Source organism: Spiroplasma endosymbiont of Panorpa germanica (assembly GCF_964019765.1).
In the GTDB taxonomy this organism is placed as follows: domain Bacteria; phylum Bacillota_I; class Bacilli_A; order Mycoplasmatales; family Mycoplasmataceae; genus Spiroplasma_B.
Genome location: NZ_OZ026461.1, coordinates 415,068 through 440,657, shown reverse-complemented (window position 1 = coordinate 440,657; position 25,590 = coordinate 415,068). Strand labels below are relative to the sequence as shown.

The 25,590-nt window shown below is 28.5% G+C and carries 25 protein-coding genes and 1 tRNA gene; 1 reads left to right on the top strand and 25 read right to left on the bottom strand.

Annotated elements, in window-relative coordinates:
• Positions 1-2: 2 nt before the first annotated feature.
• The 11 genes from AACK87_RS02060 to AACK87_RS02010 all read right to left on the bottom strand — a co-directional run bounded on the left by AACK87_RS02060 (position 3) and on the right by AACK87_RS02010 (position 11,082).
• Positions 3-290 carry a post-transcriptional regulator gene (locus tag AACK87_RS02060; RefSeq protein ID WP_338972984.1) on the bottom strand — a complete coding sequence of 96 codons (288 nt, stop codon included), beginning with the start codon at positions 288-290 and terminating at the stop codon, positions 3-5.
• A 46-nt stretch (positions 291-336) separates the two neighbouring features.
• The gene (locus AACK87_RS02055; RefSeq protein WP_338972982.1) at positions 337-2,118 is read right to left on the bottom strand and encodes a YitT family ABC transporter; all 1,782 of its coding nucleotides are present in this window, start codon (positions 2,116-2,118) and stop codon (positions 337-339) included.
• Positions 2,119-2,201: 83 nt separating this feature from the next.
• Positions 2,202-2,573, bottom strand: a complete 372-nt coding sequence (locus tag AACK87_RS02050; protein WP_338972980.1) for a hypothetical protein — start codon at positions 2,571-2,573, stop codon at positions 2,202-2,204.
• Between the two features lie 66 nt (positions 2,574-2,639).
• On the bottom strand, positions 2,640-4,184 hold the full coding sequence (gene fib, locus AACK87_RS02045) for a cytoskeletal motor fibril protein Fib (protein ID WP_338972978.1): 1,545 nt from the start codon (positions 4,182-4,184) through the stop codon (positions 2,640-2,642).
• A 175-nt stretch (positions 4,185-4,359) separates the two neighbouring features.
• Complete coding sequence (locus AACK87_RS02040) at positions 4,360-4,722, bottom strand: PCC domain-containing protein (RefSeq protein ID WP_338972976.1); 363 nt, start codon at positions 4,720-4,722, stop codon at positions 4,360-4,362.
• Positions 4,712-6,319: a VWA domain-containing protein gene (locus AACK87_RS02035; protein WP_338972974.1), complete on the bottom strand. Its 1,608-nt coding sequence runs from the start codon at positions 6,317-6,319 to the stop codon at positions 4,712-4,714. Before AACK87_RS02035 ends, AACK87_RS02040 begins: the two co-directional genes overlap by 11 nt.
• A gap of 19 nt (positions 6,320-6,338) precedes the next feature.
• Positions 6,339-7,826 (bottom strand): AAA family ATPase, encoded by a 1,488-nt coding sequence (locus AACK87_RS02030; protein WP_338972972.1) that lies wholly within the window; start codon positions 7,824-7,826, stop codon positions 6,339-6,341.
• 26 nt (positions 7,827-7,852) lie between these two features.
• Entirely contained in the window at positions 7,853-9,220 is a 1,368-nt protein-coding gene (locus tag AACK87_RS02025; RefSeq protein WP_338972970.1) for a DEAD/DEAH box helicase, read from the bottom strand.
• Positions 9,221-9,297: 77 nt separating this feature from the next.
• Positions 9,298-10,284, bottom strand: coding sequence for a hypothetical protein (locus tag AACK87_RS02020; RefSeq protein WP_338972968.1), 987 nt, complete (start codon positions 10,282-10,284; stop codon positions 9,298-9,300).
• A gap of 28 nt (positions 10,285-10,312) precedes the next feature.
• A tRNA-Ser gene (locus AACK87_RS02015) sits at positions 10,313-10,400 on the bottom strand.
• Positions 10,401-10,413: 13 nt separating this feature from the next.
• On the bottom strand, positions 10,414-11,082 hold the full coding sequence (locus AACK87_RS02010) for a hypothetical protein (RefSeq protein WP_338972966.1): 669 nt from the start codon (positions 11,080-11,082) through the stop codon (positions 10,414-10,416).
• An 89-nt stretch (positions 11,083-11,171) separates the two neighbouring features.
• Here AACK87_RS02010 and ispH point away from each other — a divergent pair, with 89 nt between their 5' ends.
• Complete coding sequence (ispH, locus tag AACK87_RS02005) at positions 11,172-12,041, top strand: 4-hydroxy-3-methylbut-2-enyl diphosphate reductase (RefSeq protein ID WP_338972964.1); 870 nt, start codon at positions 11,172-11,174, stop codon at positions 12,039-12,041.
• Here the strand turns inward: ispH and AACK87_RS02000 are convergent.
• The 14 genes from AACK87_RS02000 to AACK87_RS01935 form a co-directional block, all read right to left on the bottom strand.
• Positions 12,038-12,823, bottom strand: coding sequence for a Nif3-like dinuclear metal center hexameric protein (locus AACK87_RS02000; protein WP_338972962.1), 786 nt, complete (start codon positions 12,821-12,823; stop codon positions 12,038-12,040). The two genes, ispH and AACK87_RS02000, sit on opposite strands and share 4 nt — an antisense overlap.
• Positions 12,824-13,516, bottom strand: a complete 693-nt coding sequence (locus AACK87_RS01995; RefSeq protein WP_338972960.1) for a class I SAM-dependent methyltransferase — start codon at positions 13,514-13,516, stop codon at positions 12,824-12,826.
• A gap of 1 nt (position 13,517) precedes the next feature.
• A complete protein-coding gene (locus AACK87_RS01990; protein ID WP_338972958.1) occupies positions 13,518-14,918 on the bottom strand; it encodes a sigma-70 family RNA polymerase sigma factor in 1,401 nt (466 codons plus the stop codon).
• Position 14,919: 1 nt separating this feature from the next.
• Complete coding sequence (gene dnaG, locus AACK87_RS01985; protein WP_338972956.1) at positions 14,920-16,761, bottom strand: DNA primase; 1,842 nt, start codon at positions 16,759-16,761, stop codon at positions 14,920-14,922.
• Positions 16,762-16,779: 18 nt separating this feature from the next.
• On the bottom strand, positions 16,780-18,144 hold the full coding sequence (locus tag AACK87_RS01980) for a glycine--tRNA ligase (protein ID WP_338972954.1): 1,365 nt from the start codon (positions 18,142-18,144) through the stop codon (positions 16,780-16,782).
• A 96-nt stretch (positions 18,145-18,240) separates the two neighbouring features.
• The gene (gene recO / locus AACK87_RS01975; RefSeq protein ID WP_338972952.1) at positions 18,241-19,011 is read right to left on the bottom strand and encodes a DNA repair protein RecO; all 771 of its coding nucleotides are present in this window, start codon (positions 19,009-19,011) and stop codon (positions 18,241-18,243) included.
• Positions 19,011-19,916: a GTPase Era gene (era, locus tag AACK87_RS01970; protein WP_338972950.1), complete on the bottom strand. Its 906-nt coding sequence runs from the start codon at positions 19,914-19,916 to the stop codon at positions 19,011-19,013. Before era ends, recO begins: the two co-directional genes overlap by 1 nt.
• A 26-nt stretch (positions 19,917-19,942) precedes the next feature.
• Positions 19,943-21,091, bottom strand: coding sequence for a hypothetical protein (locus tag AACK87_RS01965; RefSeq protein ID WP_338972948.1), 1,149 nt, complete (start codon positions 21,089-21,091; stop codon positions 19,943-19,945).
• A gap of 15 nt (positions 21,092-21,106) precedes the next feature.
• The gene (locus AACK87_RS01960; RefSeq protein ID WP_338972946.1) at positions 21,107-21,784 is read right to left on the bottom strand and encodes a hypothetical protein; all 678 of its coding nucleotides are present in this window, start codon (positions 21,782-21,784) and stop codon (positions 21,107-21,109) included.
• Between the two features lie 16 nt (positions 21,785-21,800).
• Complete coding sequence (gene cdd, locus AACK87_RS01955) at positions 21,801-22,202, bottom strand: cytidine deaminase (RefSeq protein ID WP_338972944.1); 402 nt, start codon at positions 22,200-22,202, stop codon at positions 21,801-21,803.
• Positions 22,203-22,211: 9 nt separating this feature from the next.
• The gene (locus AACK87_RS01950; protein ID WP_338972942.1) at positions 22,212-22,619 is read right to left on the bottom strand and encodes a diacylglycerol kinase family protein; all 408 of its coding nucleotides are present in this window, start codon (positions 22,617-22,619) and stop codon (positions 22,212-22,214) included.
• A 4-nt stretch (positions 22,620-22,623) separates the two neighbouring features.
• Positions 22,624-23,124 carry an rRNA maturation RNase YbeY gene (gene ybeY / locus AACK87_RS01945; protein WP_338972940.1) on the bottom strand — a complete coding sequence of 167 codons (501 nt, stop codon included), beginning with the start codon at positions 23,122-23,124 and terminating at the stop codon, positions 22,624-22,626.
• Positions 23,125-23,149: 25 nt separating this feature from the next.
• Entirely contained in the window at positions 23,150-23,506 is a 357-nt protein-coding gene (locus AACK87_RS01940) for a hypothetical protein (RefSeq protein ID WP_338972939.1), read from the bottom strand.
• Positions 23,506-25,521 carry a cysteine peptidase family C39 domain-containing protein gene (locus AACK87_RS01935; RefSeq protein ID WP_338973139.1) on the bottom strand — a complete coding sequence of 672 codons (2,016 nt, stop codon included), beginning with the start codon at positions 25,519-25,521 and terminating at the stop codon, positions 23,506-23,508. Before AACK87_RS01935 ends, AACK87_RS01940 begins: the two co-directional genes overlap by 1 nt.
• Between the last annotated feature and the right edge of the window lie 69 nt (positions 25,522-25,590).

Genomic DNA, 25,590 nt, shown 5'->3' with positions numbered 1-25,590 from the left:
CACTATCCCTCTAAAATACTTTTCAAGTCATTTTCCAATGAGTCTCCTTGACGTGTATATTCTTTTATGTTCAAATACTCCATTAAGTAGTTTATTTTGATATTAAAAATAAAGTAAGAAGCTTCGCTTATTGACTTTATTTTTTTACCTTTTAAAACAAAATTACTTAAATAGTCTAAAACATCCATAATAGAAATGTTGTAAATTTTGTGGCGTAATTCAATAGTCTTGATTTCTAACATTGCAAGGACATATTTTTCTAAAACGTTCTTGTTTGTTGGATTAATCAAAATTTACACCTCATAAATAACTCTTATTATTATATTGATTATTTAGTTAATTTTCTACTTTTTTAGAACTTTTTTTAATTTTTATTTTAGCCTTGCGTCGAGCCTCGCGCTCATTAATACGATTAGACTTAACAAATGCAACTTGACGGATTTTTTCGATTTCGTTTTCATCGGCAACCACTGATTGATGCACATATTCTCTTTCATCATTTTTACGAACTTCAAATTTGAATAAACCTTTTACCTCTTTGGTTTTTAGCACATTAACTTTGGCAAATGGATCAGTTGTAAAAATTAGTTTTTCAATGATATCCCAGTCCATTACTGACATGGAAACCATAATCACACTACGATGTAAATAATTACCATTAATTCGGTTTGTAGCATCTCAAGCCATAATATCGTTTTCATAACCATTTTCGGTTAAAACAGCACTTATTTGGTGCATTAATTTTGTTGTTATCATATAAGTTCTAATTTTGTATTTTGGATACATTGCGTTAGTTAGTATTCCCGAAGTTATAACCAGTACAATGGAAGCAAATAACGTTGGTCCAAAAATAAATTTAACTCTCAACCAAATTTCTAAATGTTTTGGTAGATTACTATATCCGTTAACAACAGAATTTATATTCAAATAATTTCAAGCAACTGCTTTTTGTGAATCAGTCATATTAATTTTGCTATAGTCAAATAGGAATAAACCATTTTTAAATTCAAACGCTCCTGTTTGAACTAAAGGATTAAAAGCGTAGTAAAATTCTGGATCAAATAATTTATTATTGTCTTTTCATAGTTTAGCAATTTCTCCACTTGTCTTTAATGATAAGTCTGGAATGCTGCCCCCATTATATTTAGACCAAATAATGTCATTAAACATGGCGCTAAATAAATCAACCTTTTGACCATCAACAATTACATAATTTTTGGGTAAAAAAGCTGAGTCAAAATTAAGAGTTTTGAGCGCTGAAATTAGTAAATCATTGGAAAAAAGCGATGGATTCAAAACGATGGCATTTAAAACAATAATAACTGCCAAAATTAATAAGTTAATGTTTCGGTTTAAACTTCCCAAAGGTTTAGATTTTTTTCGTGAAATTCAAACAGTAATAAAGTCTACTCCCCCAGTAGAAGAACCAATTTTATATATGAATGAATAAGCAGTTCCAATCATAGCTCCCCCAATTATAGCAAATAGGAATAATCAGATTGAATTATTTCAACTAGCTGGGTTTTGATCTAAAATATTAACATCAATTAATAAATGAAACTCCTGGGGATTAATTAGCGGGATTGCTCTAATAATTTGGTCAAAAGCAATTTGTAAAACAATATACAAAAAAGTTGTGAAAGTAAATTTTCAACCTAAACGCATTATCCCAAAAATCATTAAAGGTATGTTTAATAAGAAGTAATAAACAAAATACAAGGCTGCTTGTTGAGCAATTTCATTAGATGATAATAATCCAAAGAAACGAGCTAGAGAGCCTAAACCAGCAGGAAATAACCCTGTTGGACCTGTTGAGGTTATAAAGTAATCAAAGGCAATAGTTACAAAAAAAGCTGAAAAAGCAACCATTCCTAAATCCTTTCAAAACCTCATTTTGAAATAATTAGCAATTAGGATTGATTGTTCACGACGCGAAATTAGGTTTTTCTCAATTTTAGAGTAGTTAGCTGATTGATTGATTTTTTCAAAACCAGCTTCCTCACTTACTTGCCCGTCAGGATTTATAACAATTTCAGTTTTTTCTATAGTAAGAGTCGAGGGAATAACCTCCTCTTTTATAGATGCTTTGTTCTCTTTATCTTTTAGTTTATCTGACATTGCTCTTCCTTCTTTAATATAACTCAATAAATTAATAATAAACTAAAAAATTTAAATAATGTCATAAAAAAAATATTTTTTAGTTATTTTTTGCGGTAATTGGAAATGATGTTACCAAAGACATAATTCTTTGAAGTGCGGTTGGCTATTTTTTCTCTGAGTTGTGCTACGTCATTGGCTTGGGATTTTTTAGTAGTTTTTGGTGTTGTCTTAACTATAGAAATCTTTAAGAAAGAATCTGGAAGTTTAGCTTGAATCTTGGTATTATTTTGGGTATTTTTGCTTTTAGCCTTATTAATCAAATCAACTAGTTGAGGTGTTAATTGGTTGGTTAGCTTAACCGGCTTTGAAGTTTGCTTGCTTCTGATTTGGGTTTGTTTTTCTAACAACTGCTTTTGTTGATCTTTTTTTTCTTGTAAAAATTTTTGATATCCTGAATTTACTTTTTGACTCATAACTACCTCTAATTAATATGATTTTACTTTAAAAAAATAAAAAAAGAAACCGAAGTTTCTTTTTTGTTATTTAGCTAATTCAGTTTTTAATCTAATTGTTACTTTGAATGATCCAACTTTAATTGGGTCGTAGTCATTTCTTGAAATATCTACAACTGTGTATTTTTGTTGGTTTGATTCTGAGTAACCTAAGAATTTAATTGGTTGGTTAGCTTTTTTAGCAGTTTCAATGAATACTGGAATTTTTCTGTTTCCGATTGCTGGAATTTTAAATAAAATTGCGATTTTAGTAAATGGTGATTCAACATCTTTCAAATCATTATTTAAATATTTCATAAATTCGTTAACAACTAATTCACTACCAAATTTTCTTTCTTCAACAAATTCATGAGTTTGATTATTTGTAATGTAGAAAGAAACTAATGGGTCACAAGTTACCATAAGGTATTTGTTTTGTGCAGTAGTTCCATCGTATGCATATGATGATTTGTCTTGAGAACGGTCAGTAATAGTTTTTGCGATTGCTTTAGCAGTTTCTTCAATTGTGAAGATTTTTTCTGCTTTAACATCGTATTTTGCTGAACGGTTTCATAATAATTCATCTTCGTTTACATGCATGTTTTCTAAGAACATGATTTTTTTCAATCATTTTTTAGGAGCGTGTTTTCACTCGTCTTCCCCTAAAATAATTTTACTTGGTCCTTCTTCTTCAACTTTTTGTTTAAGAACTTCAACTAAGTCGATTGCTTCTGGTTTTAAACCTTTTGCATCAAGAGCCATTAATGATGGTCCTGCACCTGAAAGTAATTGAGTTGCAGCTGGGCTGAAACGTTTTACTCAAGCATCGTGTTCAATTTCGAATAAGTCATTAATAATGTCTAATTCATCTAGTGAGTTTTTGCTAAAGTCTAAAACAAGTTTTGATGATAACAAGTTAAGTAATCTAATTAACAAGAATTTCAAAGTGTTAGTTGTTTCATAGATTTTGAATTTATGTAGTGGATCGTTGTCTCAAGGACTTAGAGCGTTGTTGTACATAATTTTCATCGCTAAGAAGTTAACAGTTGATTTTTTAGCAACTTGAGCCAATGCTCCAGCTTCTGTATCAATTACATCGATTGTTTGACCGTATTTGTCAACCATTTCTTTGAATTGTTTTGAGTTGTAGATTAACATATCAGCAGTACCGATAATTCCATCTGAAACTCCTAATTTGAAGTTTTTAACAGTTTGTACTAATTCAGTGTCAAACTGGAAAGCTTCGGGTTCGTGAACGATTTGTCCATATTTAATATCTTTGAAAACAGTTAAATCTGCATCTCTGTAAATAAACTTAGTTGACATAACAGTATCTGTTGTATCAAATTTATCATTTGTTGATAAAGCTAAGTCTACGTTAAGAATAGTTTCTAATTGTTTGTATTCTTCCATTAGGTAAGTAATTGCCATTGCGGCGTTTGCTTTACCATAACCAATTGTAGCTATGATAAATGTTTTTCCTCTATACTTCAGGATTTGAATAACCATATTTCTTCATCAGTACTTTTTAATAGTTTTGATGTCTTTACGATCTTTCAATGTGAAGTATGCTGTTGAGATAATTCCTATCATTATCTTATTGCACCTCATTTTTTCTTATCGCTCCTTATGCACCACTTAAAAGTAATGCATAAAATGCTAATTAGATTATATTTTAATTAAAAATGTAATTCAACAAAAAAGTAATTTTTTTTAATAAACATTTAATAAAAACACATTTAAGTTGAGTAATTATAATAAATAAGTGTTATTCGGTTTTAAAAACGTCGATTGTTATTGAAAACATATCCCCAACAATTCCATTGATGAAATGACCGCCAAAGCTCTTGCTTTTTTTAGTAATCCCAAATAAATGAATATGCAAGTTTCGATCTGTTACCGAGCCGTTAAAACTAGAAATAATAGCAGCTTCTTTTTGATAATGTTTTTGGTAAAATATTGGTTCTTCATTCTCAAGTATCCCATATTCAATTTGTTTCAAGTAACCAAAACCGATAATTGAGGCCTCAATTATTCCATACTGTAAAATCACGTCGGTAATAATATCTTTAATATTTTCCTCTGGATTTAACACTATCAATATCCTATTTGATCTTTCTTTAATTTCCATTATCTTTACCCTTTCTACCTTTAACTACTTTTTTGGATTTAGCCTTTTCCCTAAGTTCGTTATTAACCTCATTAATTTTTTCCATTTCCATGATTTTTTCGTCACTTACTTTATCCAAACCTCTAAGAGTCTCATTTAAGGACTTAACAATCTGCTCACTAGCTTTTGGGTCGTCTGGATCATAATACATATTATTATCAAAAATATCTAGCAAGCTTTTATTTGGAGTATTTCCAATAAATATGGAATGAAAACGATTATACGAATCTTTTAGGTCCCTTACTTTTTGACGAATTTCATCTGGCATGTCTTTTAACATAAAGTCAGAAATAACTAGCAAGTCACCGCGTTTTCACTTCTCTTTGTGCATTTTTTTAATGGCCATCATAAAAGCGGGCACGGCGTTGGTTTCTCCATAAAAGGACTTTGCCAAGAATTTTAGAATCTTTTGAATCGGAAAGTTGTGCGGATCAATCTCAATTTCTTCAATTTCATGATCAGAGAAATTAATAATTAAAACATCGCGTTTTTCTTTTAGAGCAACCTTACAAATAGCCAAAACAAGGGCCTTAGCAATGAATTCCCCCGAACCCTCCATAGATAGACTTGTGTCCACACAAATGATAAAACGACCTTGTTTCAAAGGGATTGGGGATTCGTATTCAACATCAACATATTCTTCCTCTGTGATTTTTTCCTTACTATGGAATAAAAAGGTTTGGAGCTTGTTTTCTGAGAATTTCTTATAAAAAATGGTTTGTAGTAACGGATTAAATAAGTAGCCTAATTCTGCTGGTAGAACATGTTCTAAATCTTTGGACTCGGTTATCCCGACAATTTCTTCGGGATTATATGGGAGTTTAACCTCAGTTTCATAATAAGAAATTTTTTGAGTAATATTAATTTCAAATTTATCATCTTCTCCATTTAAACGACCAAGAATTTCAGCAATTTTTAAAATTGAGCGGTCTTTGTATAGATAGTCAGAAAATTTGTTAATAGTGTCTAAATTTCCCAGAACTTCACTTTCTCCAACTGGTGTTAAATCGTGAAATGTTTCTTTCAGCATTTTTTGAGCTTTACTAAAATTTGTATAGTTATTAATTAAATCATAAATATTAACCAAATAATTAAAACGCAATTCTTGCACAGATTTCAAACGATAATCCACAATTCTTTTAGTTAACATAAATGTTCACTTAGTAACAAATTCATTATAAGCGACTTCTGTAGAAATTTCACTTTTAATTAATTTATTATTAATAAGGTTGGCGCTATTTGTCATTATTGATTCTAAAGTTTGTAATTTTTTATTAATAATGCTTAATTTCTCTCCTATATTAAGCGAGGTAAGTTTTAAACCCATATAATGAAAGTAGGCAATCTCCTCTTTGATTTTTTCTGGTAATTTAATTACACTTGCGACATTTTTATTAATCTCGTCGTAAAATCCGCTAATTTTTTGATCGAACTGTTCGGCAACATGCTTATTTCTAGATTTAAATTCTCTAAAAAATTGATTATCAAGATCTTCAAGTTTTAATTTATTCAATTCACTTAAAAATAAATCATTATTAATTAAAACATCTTGTTTCATTTTGCACCTCACTTGTTAATTATTGTGTTACTTCTTCTTCAATTGCCTCAGTTGGCTCAATGTCAAATGCTAAAGCAATTTGTTTATTATAGCTTTCATCAAAAAATATGCAATCCATTTTTGTATATTTTTTGTAAGTTTTGTACATGTTAAGACTAATGCTTTTAACATTGTTTTCTAATTCTGACATTTTTTGATTCAATTTGATAGTCTCTTTATTGTACTCACCAGCATTGTCATTTTCTAAGAATAATTTTTTCTTTTCATCAATTAACATAATTTGATTTGCTTTATGATATTGAACTTTAGAAATTCTGCTGCCTTCATACTTGGTTTCGCTTGAACCAAAGAAAATTGGCAATTCCATCATTGTTCCCGGTATTGCTGCTAGTTTATTTCAATCACGAGCTGAAATAAATAAGTACTTAGCCATATCTTGAGCCTCTGGATTTAAAATACGATAGTACGTACCTTGCGTTTTACTTTTATATGGTGAGTCATATGTGGTTAATCTTAAGTATTGAGATTCAACTTGATTTATTTGCAATGCTAAGGCATCTACTTGATTTAAAAGTTGATTTTTTTGTCCTCTAAAATCTTGACCAAAATTTTCTAAAAAAGCTGCGTTAAAAATATTTCGGTATTCCTTTTCTTCATTTTCATTATCTCAAATACAATAAGGGATACAAAATAAATCTGGTAGATCAGTTTCTTCACGACCATTAAAAAAGGCGCTTGTTTTGATTAAACCTGAGATTTTTTTTCAACGTCGATCAGAAATATATGATTTACCTGAAGTTGCTTGAATAAGTTTATTTCTAAAGTAGTGAATAAAATCTAACGTTTCACGAGATAGCTTTACTTGACGAATTTGCTTTTTTCAATTGTTCAACTCATCACTTGTTAGTTGTAGTTCAGGATCAACCACAACATCAAGAGAAGATTCTCCGGCAAGCAATTGCTCAAAATTATCTTTTGATTTTAAACCCTCAGCTATGTATCTAATTATAAAACGATCGTATAAAGCCTCTAGCCCCTCTCCTGGAGTTGGTAGCTCATTGGAAGCTGATATTAATAGATTCAAAGGAACTTTAACATCGCGACCACCGTTTCTAAAAATTTTCTCGTTAATGATAGTTAAAAGTGTATTTTGAATACTTGGTCCAGCTTTTCAAATTTCGTCTAAAAATCCAACATTAGCTGTCGGTAGATAGTCGTCTATTACTCTTACATAACGACCTTCTTGTAATTCTTTAATGTTTATTGGTCCATAAATTTCTTCTGGAGTTGAAAATTTTGACATTAAATATTCAAAGTTTTTTCCATCTTTTAATGCAAATTTTACTCTTCGTGAAATTAAAGATTTGGCAATCCCAGGCTTACCTAAAAGGAAAATAGATTCCCCTCCAAGCATTGCCAAAATAGCCAATTTAAAAATTTCTTCTTTTTCGTAAACTTCAAAAGAAATCTGCTCTATTAATTTTTTAATTCGTTCACTGATATTCATCAAATTTACCTCATTTTTCTGTTATCTTAATTATCAAAAATATCTTCGCGGCGCTTTTGATATTTTTCTTTTTTAATTTTTGAAATGTTTTCCTTAATATGGTCACGGCGGATTTTTCTTTTAATCTCTAGTAATTCTGCTTTACGTTTTTTCTTGTAGTTTGGTTTAACTTTTTCGTTTTTGTATTTTGCAACTACTTTTTTAGAAGCAATCTCTCCAGCTGAATTTGGGTTATAGAATTTAGGTTTCTTATTTTTAGGATTAATTTCTTCAAGTGTGTTTTGTATAAACTTATAATTCTTAAACTCAATACCGGATTTTTGCAATTGCTCAATTGAATTTTGATTATCAGAATTGTGAAGCACAAAAGATTTTCCCGTAAGATTACTTCTTCCTGTTCTCCCGCTTCTGTGAATGTAGTATGATAAATCATTTGGTAAATCAATTGAAATAATATGACTTACACCATTTATATCTAAACCTCTTGCAGCCATATCGGTTGCAATAATATATTTGAATTCATTATTTTGAACTCTTTTTTGCATGCTGGCTCGTGTTCGCGGATCTAAACCTGCGTGCAATTCCCCAACATTTGTAATCCCCAATTTATTAAATCATTCATTTACCATACTAACTTGATCTTTACGATTCACAAATATAATAACGATGTAAGGGTTAATTGAGTTAATTAAATTATTGAATATGACTTGATTTTCACGATTTTTAGTTCATATTAATATATGCTCAACATTTTTGTTCGAGGGCTTATTTTTAGAATCATCAATTAGTAATGCATTGTTCAAGTATTTCATCAGGAATGGTTTTAAATCATTTGGCAATGTGGCTGAAAATAACGAAATATTTACACTCTCTTTCATTTTTGAAAGTAAAAAATCAATCTCATCAATGAAACCTAAATCAAAAATCATATCGAATTCATCAATTACAACAAATGTTGTTGTAGTTATTTTTAAAGCGCCTATTTCATATAATTCCTTTAACCTTGAAGGAGTTCCAATTACAATCATTGGTTGGTGTTTCGTTAATTGCTCTTTTTGCTTTTGAATATCTTGACCACCTATCAACATTGATTTTGAAATCTTCTTGTTAAAATTGGTTATTTCAACAGTATTTTGATAAATCTGGCGGGCCAACTCTCTTGTTGGGGTTAAAATTACTGCTTGAGTGATTTCTAAACTGGTATCTATGTTATTCAAAATAGGCAATAAAAAGGCATGAGTTTTACCCGTACCAGTATGTGCTTGCGCAACAATATTTGCATGTTTCTTAATTTTAGGAATTACTAAATTTTGAATTGAAGTTGGTTCTTTGAAATTTATTTCAACCAAAGCATCATTTATAAATTTTTTAAAACCAAACTTATCAAAACTCATTTTCACACCTCTTTAACTTGATAAATTATAGCACATTTGAGCGGGTTAAAGAAATATAGGTAATAGAAAAAATCACCCTAAAGTGATTCGTTAAAATCTGAGACATTATTTCAAAAGTCAAAAACTGAAATAGTGTAATCCAAGGACATAGGTGAAATTTCGTAGTAATTTTCATCTTCAAAAGAATAATCTTCTAATCTTAGAGCAATACTTGAAGTTATCATTCCCTGAAAAACCGGTCCATATCCTTCCTTGAAAAAAGTCTCACCTTTTTTAAGTAAAACTCCTTTTTCGTTGTAAACTAGAGCTTCTGAATTTGACTCTTCAACAATAACTTCATTATTATTATCATAAATAACTTTACCAAGAATATTGAAACGCAAATATTTTGGATAACTTTCAAGTTTAGACAAGTCAACATTGTAATAAACTAGATCTTCTGGTTCTTCAGGAACTTCTGGTTCTTCAAGCGGATCCAAAATATCGACCAATTGATGTTCGTTTTTAGAATTTGAAAATTTATCTAATTTATCCTCATCTTCGAGAACAAAAATTTCAGAAGTTAAAAGTCAAGGCTTTAATTCCTCGTTAAGAAATGTAACATTAACAACTCAATCCTTTTCATCAACAAACATTTTTCCAAAAGAACTATATAAGTTATCAACACTAAAGTTATTGAATCCAAAACGCTCACCTTGCTGACGAGTTTTTTGGAACATTCAGGAAAATTTTTTATTCTTTTTTCCTAATTGTACAAATGCTTCATTTGCAATAATTCCTGTGGAACCATTAGTTGACATAGCTAACTGAGTCTTTTCATCAATTTTATTATCGGAAAAAAATTCAGAGAAATTATCATCTATTTGTCTTTGTAATTCAGCTGAAAAATAAGTTGGAAAGTCAAAATCGGCTATCGACAAATCTTTTTGAGACATGTTTTTTATTGATGCTATTTTCTCAGCATCAGTCATTTTATCTGAGGGGTTAAAATAACAAGATATAGTAGCCGTGGTTGTAGCAAAAATAAATGTAGAACTCATAAAACTCAAGACTAACTTTCTCATCACACCCCCCCTTTTTGTATTTATTTAATGGCGGAAAGTCAGGGATTCGAACCCTGGGTTCTTTTACAAACAACGGTTTTCGAGACCGCCTCATTCGGCCACTCTGACAACTTTCCATTACATATATAGTTAAATGATATCATTTTTTTCGTTTTTTTTATTTTTTTCAATTTTTTTAGATTCTCTGTACTTACCAAGTTTCTCAAAGCAAACTGATAAAGAAAGGGAAAGACATCAAAATAAAAGTATAATCGAGGGAAGCAATGCACCAACATAAACCATCAACATCCCAATCCCCGCTCTATGTCTTTGAATGTCATAAATATCAAAAGTTCAAAGAATTACTTTGAAACTTACTGTTGGTTTTAATGATCCCCCATTAGAAATAGTGATTATAGTACCAATTATAAAAAATATTAGTATCAAAATAATTAAGTGAATCATCTTGCTTCATCTCGAAAAGTTCAATGCATGTGGAAAGTACTTTTTAATTTTAAAGTTTATTAAATAATTTGTTAGCTTGAAATAAAAGATCGGGAAAATTAATACCATAGGAAAAAATGCTAAAATTGCTCCAGATATAATAAATGCTCGACTTGCTCGACTTGCATCATTTACAAATAAAAAATAAATTCCTCCAGAAAGTAATTTAAAACCACTTTCCCCTTTTTCAAAACCACTTGAAGCTGTTCAGGTGATAATTAAAATTATAAGCATAACCATCAAAGTCAAAAAAAGTCAAAAAATTTGAGAAATTTTCTTATTTAATCTTATTTCTTCGACTATTTTTCTAAACATAACTACCTCTTATTCTATTTTAAAGTAAAATTATATGTTTTTCCTACTTTTTTAAAGTAAAATTATTTAATAAATAAGGACGTGACCTAATGAAAGTGATAAGAGTGACTCCCAGAGGTTTTTGTCTAGGAGTTGTTAAATCGATTAAAACAGCAAAAGAAACAATTAAAAAATATCCAGACAAAAAAATCTATATGATAGGGAAAATTGTTCATAACAGTATTGTTATAAAGGAATTTATTGATTTGGGAATTATTTTTCTAGATGATTCTATAATTAGCCGTTTGGAATTGATAAATCAGGTTGAAAATAACTCAGTTGTGATTTTTTCAGCTCATGGAACAGATAAAAAAGTGATCGATTTTGCAATCAATAAGAATTTAATTGTTGTTGATACAAAATGTGAGTGAGTATTAAAAACTGAGGAATTAATTATCGATCATTTAAATGATGGCTGAAATATAATTTTTGTTGGTAAGGAAAATCATCCTGAAACGATCGCTTTGACAAGCATTAGCAAAGATATTACTCTTGTTACTAAACCTGATGATATTGATAAAATAATGATAACTAATTCTAATAAGATATTGGTAACAAATCAAACTACTCTATCAAAAATTGATACAGAAATTATTTTTAATAAAATTAGAAATAAATTCCCTGAGGCTAAAATAAAAAACGACTTATGCGATGCTACGTTAGAAAGACAAGAGGCAATTCAAAAACTTAATCCAAAAGAAATTGACTTGCTTTTTGTAGTTGGGGATAAAAGCAGCAATAACTCCAAAAAGTTAGTAGAAATTGGTCAAAAAAAAGGCATAAGATCATTATTGATCCAATCAAAAAATGATATCAAGCCAGAAATTTTAAATAATGTATATAACGTTGCTGTAACAGCGGGAGCTAGTACACCAAGTATTATTCAATTAGATGTAATTAAATTTTTAGAGGCACTCTAAAATTTTTTTCATCCATTTTTTACATCAAACTCGACGATTTTAAAACTTTTGTTAAACTCTTTGTTTAATTTATCGGCAATATCTTTAACAAAATAATTTTCCATGTAGTGACCCAATAAAATTAAGTCATTACTATTGTCCTGGGCAAAAATTACTTCATTTCATTTTCCTTCACCAGTGACAAAAACTTGATTTTGCATTTTTTCAAAAAACATAGTTTGACTACCTGCTCCAGTACAAATGAAAAAGTTTGAAATTTTTCTATCAATGTCAGTGTCTCTAGTTATTCTTAAATCTTCAACATTAAAAATTATTTTTAATTTTTCAAGAAGATTTTTTATTGCTAGTTCTTTTTTGAAAATAAATTCAAACCCTTCACTCGATTCTCCAACTCTTTTTATTTCCAAAATATCAAACTCATTTTTTATTAATTTAGTAAGACTTTGATTTTCTGAAGCATCATAATTTGTATGAATAGTAAAAATTTGAATGTTATTCTCAATAATTTCTTTAATCATCTCACTCTTCGCTGGATTTTGTAGTTCTTGTTCGATTGAATTAAATATAAAAGGATGACGTGAAATAATAAATTTTATTCCTTCATGAATGGCAAATTTCAATGCCTCGTTTGTCACATCCAAACATATCATTAACTTTTCAATTTCTTCATTTTCTGGATTATTAAAAGTTTCCTGAATTTGAAAACCTGAGGCATCTCAATCTGCAGCCAAATCTGGGCTGAATTTTTCATTTAAGTAATTAATTATTTTGGTGGTTTTCATCTACTCGCTCATTTCCTTATTTATAAATTTGTTTATTAATTTTAGATTCTTTTTCAAAGGTTTTATTTTTTTATCCCTACTTGGTAAGTTTATTAAGATCTTATTTATTTTCTCTTTTTCTTTGACTCATTTTTCTACGAAAAGCTTGTCAATATTTTTTAATAGAATTGGTCCAAAATATATTTGACTATGTTTTTTTATTTTAATACCAGCAAATTTGTTTATTTTTATGATTTCATAAATTATATTATTATCTTCAACTAGAACTTCTTGTTCAATAAAGTATTTTTGTTCTTTTACCCATTGTCTAATAGGTCCAACCAAAGTGTTAGAAGAGATTATGTAAGAATTAATTTTATCATTATCAAGCTTTAAAATATCCAAAATTGTTGTACTTCCCATTCCCGAAATTACACAACAATCAATAATTAAATTATCCCTTTCTAAAGTTCAACTCAGACCTGGACTATTAATTACTTCAATTGAATCAGAAACCCCAAAGTTTTTTACATTCTCTTTCGCTACTTTGAATGGGTTTTTGTTAATATCACTTGCGTAAACAAATTTTACTTTATGTCCTTTAGCTAAATAAATTGGTAAATAAGCATGATCAGTTCCAATGTCTGCCACAATTTCATCATCATCTTTTATTAAACTTGCAATTTTAATAAGTCTTGGGGTTAAAAATTTCATTTTAGCCTTTAAAGAAGTCTCTCAAGACTTTAGACTTAGGATTTGCAGCAGTTGGTTTAAATTTTCTTATTGTTTTAGCTTCGATTTGTCGAATACGTTCGCGAGTAACTTTCAATTCTTTACCAACTTCTTCAAGAGTTTTTGGAGAATCATATTTTGATAGATGGACTTGAATACACTTGTTACGGTAAGTTTGAACTTTCTCAATTGGAGTATCATAGTGAATATCTAAACTAATTACAGCATTTTTCAATTCTTCAACACTATCATCATCACATTCTTCCGCGAGTCTAATTAAAGTTCTTAGCTTTGTTGGCAGTATTCCAAATCGCATTCTAACAACTTTTTCCTCGCGTGGTGCTAGTATTTCTAAAAAGACTTCATCAATAACTTCTCTCAATGATTCTTTTTCAGCATATTCATCTGGTGAAGAAATATCTTTATCTTCAACAAAATCACCAAAATGAGTATCGTCTTCATCACCAAAAGGTTTTTCTAAACTAACTGGTTCAATTGACAACTTTTTAATTTCAATTACTTTTGCTGCAGTTATGCCGTTCCCGTATTTTTCTGCTATTTCTTTTGAAGTTGGTTCCCTACCAAATTCTTGAGTTAGTTGACGTTCAATACGAGTTAGCTTGTTGATGGTTTCAACCATGTGAACTGGAATCCTAATTGTACGAGCTTGGTCAGCAATGGCTCTTGTAATTGCTTGGCGAATTCATCATGTCGCATAAGTAGAAAACTTGAAACCTTTTTTATAGTCAAACTTGTCCACAGCTTTCATTAATCCAATATTACCCTCTTCGATCAAGTCAGCAAAATCAAGACCTCTATTCAAATGTTTTCTCGCAACCGAAATAACAAGTTTTAAGTTCGAGGTAATTAATTTATCACGCCCAGCTTTCACTTCTTCTTCATCATCGCTTTCAAGCATTTTTGCATAAAAAACCTCTTCATCTTTTGTTAGAATTTTTGATGAACCGATTTGGTTAAAATAAGCTTTTATGATATCTTGAATCTTTGTTTCATTACTGATACCCCCAACTCTGTATTTTACAGTAGTTGACATACCGGCAGTCTTTTTTAATTCCTTTTGAGTTTTGCTTCTCTCCTTAAACTCTGATTCTAAATTTTTTGAGTCTTCGCTTTCCTCTTCTGCGCTATTTAAAGCCTCCTCTAACTCTTCTTCATCAATTTCTTCATCTGTGAATATTACGTTTCTATCTGTTAGTTCTTTCATTAATATTTCAATTTCTTCTTCTTCAATATCGATAAACTTTTTAGTGATAACCTCGATTATTTCTTCTTGAGAAATTTCATTATCGTTTTTTTCTAAGTATCTGAATAGGTAATTTTTAAACTCTTCAAATGTTTCGATTGTTTTTACGTTTAAGCCCATTTTATTTTTTCTCTCTTTTCTTTCTAAGTTTGATAACTTCTACATAGTTCTTTTCAATTATTTTATTGTAATTTTCTTTTAATGAATAATCATTTGTTGCATGCATTTTTTTTAGATAGCTTTTATTATTGTCTTCAATTTTTTTGGTTTCAAGCAGCGAAATAGAATCTTCTAAACTGTGATTTTTAAGAACATTTTTAAGAAATACATAATTAGTTTCATCTAAAATCTTATCAAAATGGTCCAAAAGCTTTGCGTTTCCTTGACCAAGTTTTTCTCTAATTTGGTTAGGTTGGCCAACTTCTAAATTATTTTTTCTATACATATCAATAATCATATTGATTAGTTTTTTATTATTAGATCCATTTACCAAATTTACATTATCTTCTAAATAATCCATTTTATCTTTACTATTTATTAAATAAATAATTAAACTTTCTTCAGCGTATTTATAACTTTTTAGCGTTTTCATTTCATCAGGAAAGGTTTTACGATCATAACAATCTCTTGATACTTGTTCTGTTATAAAATCCGGGTTTTTATTTTCGTAATTATTTTTAAAATTAAAATTCCTTGAAATAATATTCTCGTCAACATTCAAGATATTGCTTATCTTATTAATTGTCTTAGATTTAAAAATATCTCCTTTTAAATGAATGAACACACTTTTTATCTCAGAGATAAATTTTTCTAACTCTATTTGGTTATTTAAGTCTAATTTATTTGAAAAATAATTAATAACAAAATCAATTGGATGTTGTGCCTTTTCAATAAGTTGTTTAATTTTTTTTACACCGTATTTATTAATCATTTCGTCTGGATCCATTTGACTCTCATTAAAAATTATTTTAACTCCTAAATCTAAATCAAGAAGTTTGTTTGCTGCTTTGAGAGCAGCCCTCACTCCTGGTTCATCACCGTCTAAAAATAATACATAATTTTTTGTAACTTTTTTAAATAACTCTATTTGGTAATCGCTTAGAGAAGTTCCCATAATGGCGACACAATTTTTAATACCAGCTTCAGCTAAACTAATTACATCCATAAAGCCTTCAAGTATAATTATTTCATTACTTCTTTTAATTTCGAACTTTGCATTATTAAAGTTAAAAGCTAATTCCGATTTCTTAAAAATTTTCGTCTCAGAAGTATTTAGGTACTTTGGTGATTCGTTTTTATTAAAAATCCTCCCAGAGAAACCAATAATATAATTATCTTCATTTTTAATGGGAAATGTTATCCTATTTACAAAAACATCTTTAATATCATTTTCAATAAACCTGAGTAATCCTGAATCAATAATTTCTCCGATTTCAAAGCCACATTGAACCAAGTGATCTTTAAGACCACTATTTTTAAAAGCAAACCCTATTTCTCAATTGGAGATTTGTTTTTCTGTAATCTTACGACTATTTAAATATTTCTTTGGCTCAATACCAACTTTATTATTTAATACCGCTGTGAAAAATTTGCAAGCCTGAGAATTTATTTCAAAAAGTCTTAATTCTTGGGTATTATACTTTGGCTTTGAATTATAACTTTTTAGGAATTTTATGTCGACACCGGTTTTGGAAGCGACTTTCCTAAAAGCTTCAATAAAACTTATGTTCTCATAATTTTTTACAAAGTTAATTACATTACCTGATTCATTACAAGAAAAACACTTATAGAATCTTTTTGCCGGACTAATAACTAACGAGGGATTGTTATCTTTATGGAAGGGACAAATCGTCTGATAATTTTGTCCCTTTTTTTGAATTTTAATATAAGATGAGATTCATTCAACAATGTTAGCTTCTTCAATAACTTTATTAATTAATTCTTGGGAAATTTTACCTGACATTAAGAACCCCCTCCCCGCTTAAATTAAATCATTTTTAATATAATCTTTTAATTTAGAAATTAATATTCTTTCTTGCAACATAGTATCTCTATTTCTTACTGTAACACTTTCATCGTTTTCACTATCAAAATCATATGTGATGCATATGGGAGTGCCAATTGCATCTTGACGACGATATCTTTTACCAATATTTCCACTTTCATCATATGTGACGTCAAATTCCTTGATCAAATCATTAAACAATTCTTTTGCTGCGGCATTTTGTTGTTTTTGTAGTGGTAATACAGCTACTTGATATGGAGCAATTTTTTTTGGCAGTTTTAAGACAACTCTCGTTCCATTTTCAACTTCTTCTTCAACATAACTTTCTGTTAATATCGCCAAAATGAGTCTTTCCAAACCAACACTTGGTTCAATAACATGGGGAACTATTTTCTCATTTGTAATTGAATCTGTATAACTTAAATCTTCACCACTACCTTTTTGGTGGGCGCTTAAATCAAAGTTACCTCGATGAGCTACTCCTCATAATTCTCCTCGACCAAATAAAAAATTATATTCAAAGTCTGTTGTTGCATCAGAATAATGAGCTAACTCTTCTTTGGAGTGCGCTCTTTTAAAATAATTATTTTTAGAAATACCTAGAACTTCAGTTAAGAATTTCTCTACTTGATTTATCCAATATTCAAACCAATTAATGCCATCATTTGGATTAAAGAAGAACTCCAGCTCCATTTGTTCAAACTCTCTAGTTCTAAAAATGAAGTTTCCTGGGGTGATTTCATTTCTAAAAGACTTACCGATTTGACCTATTCCGAAAGGAAGTTTTTTTCTTGTAGTTCTTTGCACGTTTTTGAAGTTTATAAAAATCCCTTGTGCAGTCTCTGGTCTAAGATAAACAATGCTATTTTCATCATTAATAACTCCTTGACTAGTTTTAAACATCAGTTCAAAATTTCTAATTTTGGTGTAATCAAGACCTCCACATTTGGGGCATAAAATTTTATTCTTAACAATGTAATCTTCAATTTCTGGGTTACTCATGTTCCCTGCGTTTATTTCAGGAAACTTGTCTTCAATTAATTTATCTGCTCTAAATCTTGAATTACATTTTTTACAATCAATAAGCGGATCGTTGAAATTGCCTAAATGACCAGAATTCTTTCAAACTTGAGTATTCATTAAAATCGAGCTGTCTAGACCGACATTTAGATGATTATTTCTAATAAAATAACTTCACCAAAGATCTTTTAGCTTGTGTTTTAATTCTGAACCAAGAGGACCATAATCTCAACTATTTGCTAATCCACCATAAATTTCAGACCCTTGGAAGATAAAACCTTGAGTTTTTATATGGTTTATCAAAGTTTCCATATTTTTCATAAATATCTCCTTTTTGCTGATTTTTCTTAATTTATTAAATAAACATTAACTTATTTTCTAATTTTAAGATTAATTTGTCAACACTTTATAAGTTTATTATAAAAACAAAGCATTTTGAAAAACTTTTTGTTTTTTTATAATCTCAAGAGAAACTGAAAATAGCCCTAAGGAATTAAGTAAATATTCAATTAATATATTTATCAGTAAAATTATGTCCCTAATTAGAAAATCATTTTCTTCTTTTATCTTCATAAAATTATTAATATCCAGTTTAGCTAGTAAATTTATAAACGAATCTCCCACCTGATATTTTTCTGGATCATTACATTTAGGGCATAAAAATCCAAAATTTTCACAGTCAAAATTTATATATTTTATACTGCTATTATGGCAATTTATACATTTTTTAAGATTCCATTTCACTCCAAATCAATCAAGAGAATAGAATAAAAATAAGGCAAATAGTCATGTTGCTTTAACATTTTCACTAAATTTAAATATAACTTCTCTTAGCATTTCAAAGGCTTGGACGTTCTTTATGTAATTATCAAACGATAATTCAATAATTTCCGCACAAGCGCTTGCATATAGGTAATTCTGATAATTTTTAGATAAATTTATATTTAAGTCGACTAATTCTCCCGTCTTTAACTTACTCATTTTATCTGGATTATTTGTTTTGAATATTTGAAAGTTACTGTGCGAAAAAGTTTGAATGCTAAATCTATTTTTTGAGGTCATTTTATTTACCCCAAAAGCTTTCATCTGTAATCTACCAAATTCTTTTGTAAAAATGCTGACAACCTTATCAAAGTCATTAAATTCATAGCTTTTGAGAACTATTCCTTCAACACTAATAGCTGCCATTAATAAGTATCCTTGTCATAACCTAATTTCTTGATTAAACTTGGTGAGCTTCTTCATTTTTTCTCAACTTTAACAAAAAGTTCGAGATGAAAGTCTTTTCCAAAAAGCGATCTTAGTTTCAATCTGGCCGCAGTTCCAATAGACTTTATTTTAGCTCCACCCTTACCAATAATAATTCCTTTTTGACTATCTCTTTCTACAATGATAGTAGCCATTATTTTAATTATTCAACTTTTTTCATGAAATTTTTCAACTAAAATTGCAACACTATGAGGTATTTCCTCCTCGGTTTGTATTAAAATTTCTTCTCTGACAGTTTCTCTAACAATAAATCTTTCGGGTTGATCTGTGAACATGTCACTTGGGAAATATTCAATTCCAGTTTCTGGAAGATGATCTACTATTTTGTTTTTTAGTAAATCAAGATTCATATTTTCTGATGATGAAATAACAATGACATCCTCAAATTTAAAATCAAAGTTTTTTCATTCCTCTAATTTTTGAGCTAATTTTTCTTTGTTAACTAAGTCACTTTTAGTTATGACCAAAAACACAGGAGCTTCCCTTTGCGTTAAGGCTCTCAAAATGAAGTTGTCATTATCACCAATAAACTCATCTGCTGGGGCGAGAAATAAAATTACATCTGCTGACTTAGTTGCATACATTGCGGATTTGTTCATAAATTTTCCCAACTCATGTTTGTGGTCGTGAACACCAGGAGTGTCGACAAAAACAATCTGATATTCAGACTGTAAATTAAGAATCCCAGTTATGTTATTTCTGGTTGTTTGAGCTTTATTAGTTACAATTGAAATTTTCCTATTAAGTAAGGTGTTTAGTAGCGTAGATTTACCTACATTGGGTCTCCCAACTATAGAGACAAAACCAGATTTTATTTTTTTCATTTTAAAGTACCCTTCTAAATATAACTTTATTTGCCATGCGACTCTTTATATATTGTATCCACAGTTTCTTTGAATTGTTCAACCCCATCAAATTGATTAACAACTATAGCGTATACATTTATTTTATTCAAAATTGATATGAATATATTTATGTTCGAAGACAGAATTATAGATCAAACAATTATGCAGAAAAAATAAATATAAATAATTCATTGACCTGGTAAAAATGCAGTATTTTGTATCATAACTAATGCATAAATAGTTATCCCTGAGTAAATTAAAAACGCAGCTCCAAAGTAATACACCGAGAATTTATTATATGGAATTATAAAAGCAATTAAAATAATAATGCAACCAAAAAATAGTGAGAAATATTTCATAAAATCAAGGTCTATATTTTGAAAAACAAGTGAAGCGAAGTGAATTATTGAAGCAAATGACATTGATAATGCACCAGCGACAATCATAAGTTTTCTTGCTCTATTTTCATTTGGATGAACCCAAAATTTAAAAATAAATGAATTTTCACGATTACTATTTTTCCTAATCATTTTAATTCTAGTTCATTCTCTATTTATCAAGTTTATGAATACAAATAATTTAGTGTGGACCCCAAATGTTGTTAAACACAAAGAAACAACAACAATTCAAAGTCATCACTTTGTTATAAACTTTAGTCAAATGTCAATTGAACTTGTTTTAGAAAATAAACCAAAAATGTCTAAGACAAAAACGAAGTTACAGAAAAACAATAATTGCGCTATGAAAATTATATTAAAAATATAGGTTAGGTACCTTATGGAATTTCCCAAAGAAATATTTGTAAAAAAAATCAACATTGTCGTTAGGAAAATAATATTCAAACCAATCAAAAGAATTGAAAAATCAATTAATTTTTTCTGGTCTTTTAAGAGAAATATTTGCCTTTCGGTTAACTGTTCAACTTTGCTTAATTCAAGTGCTATTGATACCTTAAAATAACTCAGCAACATTATTAATAGCGAGGTTATAATAAGTGAATAAAAAATAGTAGTGCATATTTGGACTCTACTAACAAAGTCACCCTCTGATTGAATCTTAACATTTTTATTTTTTAAAAACTTTTTAGTAAATAACTGACCAACAGGACTAAATACTATTGAAAAATTTTTGTATTTTTTATTAGAAACTTTCATCCCGTCACCCCCTCATTAGTTAAAAAAAGAATTCAAAAATATAAAAAATAAAGCTGCTAAAAAGCAAAAAGCATCTCCAGCAAACACATATTTAAAGTTATTATTAATTTTTTCGCTTTTCAATAAATTTATTTTAGTTATTTTTTTATTAATTACTTTTTTGAATGAAAAATATTTTACTATTAAAATAACCAAATTAAATATAACGGAAAGAACAAATAGAAAAACAATTGAACTATATCCATTATTTGATGAATCTCTATTTAAACCGTTGAAAATAAAGCTTATAACATCTAACTGAGAAGATGCAAAGCAAGTTAGAAAAAAAACTAACCAAACAGAGAAAGACAGCCAAGATTTTTTAGATGTAGTTTTGCTAAGAACCTGAATAGCTTTTCTCTCGTTGAAATAATGAATTAAATCCCTCTTATTATATTCCATAGAGTTTTTAAATATTGTAAGTGCATAATCTAAATCCTTAAACAGTTTATTTTTATTCACATCTTTCATCTCATTTATTCTCAAATCATATTTTAATCTTTCAAAAATTTTCTTTCCGTCCTCTCTTAAAAAAAGATGACGACTGTAAAATTTTTTATAATTGATCGAATAAAATAACGGACCCAAAAGTAGCATTAGAAAACCTATCAAAGATAGTAGATCAGTTATGACTGTTTGACTTGTAAATCCCATTCAAGGCCTCCCTTTTCTATTTTAATTCTTCTGAAGAAAATTTGAATGGTAGGAAATCACCAATTACATAATCTCCTAAATGTTTATTAATATTAAAAATTTCAATTTTAACACTATCATCAACCATTTCTGAAATAAATTGTCGACAAATTCCACATGGAGAGCCAAAACCCTTTGAAGATGTCATTATTGAAATTGAAACAATATCCTCTTTTTTAAAACCCAAAGCAAACACTTGTGGTAAAGCAGATCTTTCAGCACAAATTCCTGCAGGAAACGATGCATTTTCTACATTAACACCGGCGATTTCTTCTCCATTTTTCATTGTTACAATACAACTAACTGGAAATTTTGAGTATGGCACGTATGAAAATTTTAATAAATTTTTTAATTTTGTAAAAGTAAGTTCTCTAGTCATTTTTTTCCTCTAAGATAAATATTTATTTATCTGTTCTATAAATGGAGGTAATAGTATTAAAAAACCGATTGCAAAAGAAATGATGGCATTGATAATACTTGCTGCTGCTCCAATATCTTTAATTTTTTTGGCCTTAATATTGTATTCAAAAGATAATAAATCAACCAAGTTCTCAATTGAGGTATTAACAAATTCAAAACCTAAAACTACACCAATAGTTAATACTAAAATCGACCATTCAACAGTATTAATTTTTAATCAAATCGATAAACCCACAACAATAATAATAGAAATAAGATAGAATATCAGGGTAGATTCTTCTTTTAAAACTACCTTTATTCCCCTTGCGGCATTTGCGAATTTATTTCGCATAACCGTTCCTGCATTAGCTTTTTTGCTATTTTTTTTATTTTTCATTAAATTACCCTCTTAAATAGTCCAATTCATCAAAAGTTATTTTGTATTCTAAGTCAACTTCCCTTAAAATCTCGTCTTGATAATCAAACATCCTTTTCTCTTCTTCGGCACTTTTTTCGTGGTCTAAACCAAACAAATGCAAGAAACCATGCACAAACAAAAAAGCCATTTCTTCTTTTAACAAGTGATTATACCTGACAGCTTTTCTTTCGGCTTCTTGTTGACAAATGAAAATATCTCCAAGTTCAACAGCTTCATCGACATTTCTATATTCAGGATTATAGGAAGTATCTACATTAAATGACAAGACATCTGGTACATAATCTCTTTTTCTGTAAAATATATTCATTCTCTTAGCTTCTTGTTCATCAATGAAATTTATGCTTAAAGACAAACTATCGCTTATTTTTAGCACTTTTACGGCGGCTTTAAAAATTGATTTATATAAGTCTTCGAAACCTTTAATTTCAAAATCTGTTAAATTATTAAATACCAATTCGTGCATTTTTATCACCTATATTATTATACATTTAAAAAATTGTTTTTAAAATATAGTTTAATAATGTTTCATCTCTTAGGTAAATGTAGCCTAAGTTTTTGGTAGGCAATTCATAATTATTCTCATTTTTGACCTTAATATTATTATCAGCTATTTCTACGAATTGCTTAAAAATAATTTTTTGACCTTTTGGATTAAAATAAAAAACACTTTTTGCATTTTCATTTAGACTTTCTGAAGTGGTAAAATTTAGTAATTTTTCATCATTTTGAGATGGAACTTCTAAAACTAAAGCCTTAAAAATAACCTTAATATTTATAAAGTTTAGAGTTAATATCAAAATTACCAATATTAGTCACATCGATATTACTATAACATAATTCTTCATTACTCAACAACCTTTACAAATTTAAATCTACTTTCAATTTTTGAGTCGTGATCACAAAAAATTATTAACTTGTTTTTATGAACTTCTAACATTATTTCGATCAGCCTAATTTTTATATCAAACGAAACATTCGAAAGTGACTCATCGATAAGGTAAACATCAAAATCGCTAAACAATATAGCGGCAAAGTTAATAATTTGCTTTTGACCAACACTCAGATTTGAAGCATTATTTTTTAAAACTTTATATAGGTTAATTCCTAAATCATTGATAATTTGAAATACTATTTCATAATATTTGGCATGATCGGGATTAACCTTTCAATTTTTTTTAAAATACTGTTCGATAGTTGTTTCCATTATGTAATCATCATTGCTTAAATATAAAATTTTATTATTACTATCTATTTTTCTATGAGAAAAACCATTGTATGTAATCTCTCCAAAAAAATCCATGATAACTCCAGCCATCGATAGCATTAAAGTGCTTTTACCAGAACCGTTTTTACCCTTTATAAAGTTATGTCCAGAGAAAATCTCTTCATAATCATTTAAAATTGGTTTACTGTTTCAAAATTTAGAATAATTTTGGACTTTTATTTCGGTTATTTCATTTTCTAAAAATTTGGTTTTTTTATTCGACTTTGAAGTAATATTCATAAAAGAAATATTTTCGTTTATGATTTTAAGCTTCAGGACATCATCAAGAAAAAAATTAATCGATGTGAAGAATTTTTTTATTTGCAAAGCTAGAACTGAAAAATATATCAACTCATTGGCTTTTAAGGTATTATCATTAATCATGAAGGTTGCAAAGTAAAAGACTAACAGATAGAAAAAATTATGAATTAAGTATTCCAAAGAATCGATATTTCCTGAAAGAAATGCCATTTTACTATTATTGTTTAAATTAATTTGGTAATTATTCATTAATTTATCGATGATTTCTTTTTTTTCATGCCTAGTCTTTGTAACCAAAAAGCCATCAACAATTTCTCTTAAATTATTTTGATAAGTATTTTCAGAATTTTTGATTTTATAATTTAAGTCTTTTTTGGATCCATAAAATATTCTACCTATAAATAAAATTATTAAATTTTCAATTACAACAAAAGAGAAAAAATAAATATTAATTTTTGCTAACAGAACCATGCAAATAGAGGCTATGATAAAATTATTAAAATACTTAAAAAATTTTATAACAACAATTTCGTTTTTTGCATGAATATCAACAAAAATTTGATATCATCTCGAAGGACTCATGTTTTTAAATTTTTCAAAATCAACAGCTAAAAAATTATTAGTAATTTCTAATTTTTGCTTTATGCAGACTTTCTTGTAAATTGCTTTAATTAAAATTGCTTGAAGGTAGGATAAAATTAGAAAAATTAGAAAAATTAGTCCAAACCCAAAAAAGAAAACCAAAATATCGCTTTTCAAGTTGGTTTCCACAATTGCTAAAAAGTTTTTCAAAAATGTATTTGATAGAATTATTAAGGTGTCACAAACTAATCCAAAAAATGTAATAGTTAGTACGAAAAATAAGTTGTCCTTTATAATTTTAAAGTTATCAAGTAAATTTATTTTAGATATTTTAAACTTTGATGATTTTTTTGTAGTTGAAAAAATGCCTAGATAAGATTTTGAAAACTGATTTAGCGAAATTCATTCTAGTTTTATGTTATTAGGATCTGCAACCAGCAATTTGTCTTTGCTTATTTTATATATTAAAATAAAGTGTCTTTCCTTTTCCTTGTTATCAACTAAAGCAATAATCGGACCAGAACTCAGAGATTGAATTAAGTCTTTTACTTCACTTTGAAAAGTTCTGATTTTGACTCCATAATTTTCTAAAATTTCGCGAATATCGTTTATGCTTTTTGGACCGGAATCTAAATTGTGTTTGAACTTTAAAAAGTCAAGCGTAATCTTATTAAATTGATAATGCTCAATGAGCATGGAAATAATTGCTAAGGAGCAATCGTTCTCCCCTTCTTGTTTAACGAATGAATAAATATTAAAACCCCGTAGTTAGTTCGCAATTATTTATTAAAATAGCAAAAGTTCTAAGTTTTTATACTTAGA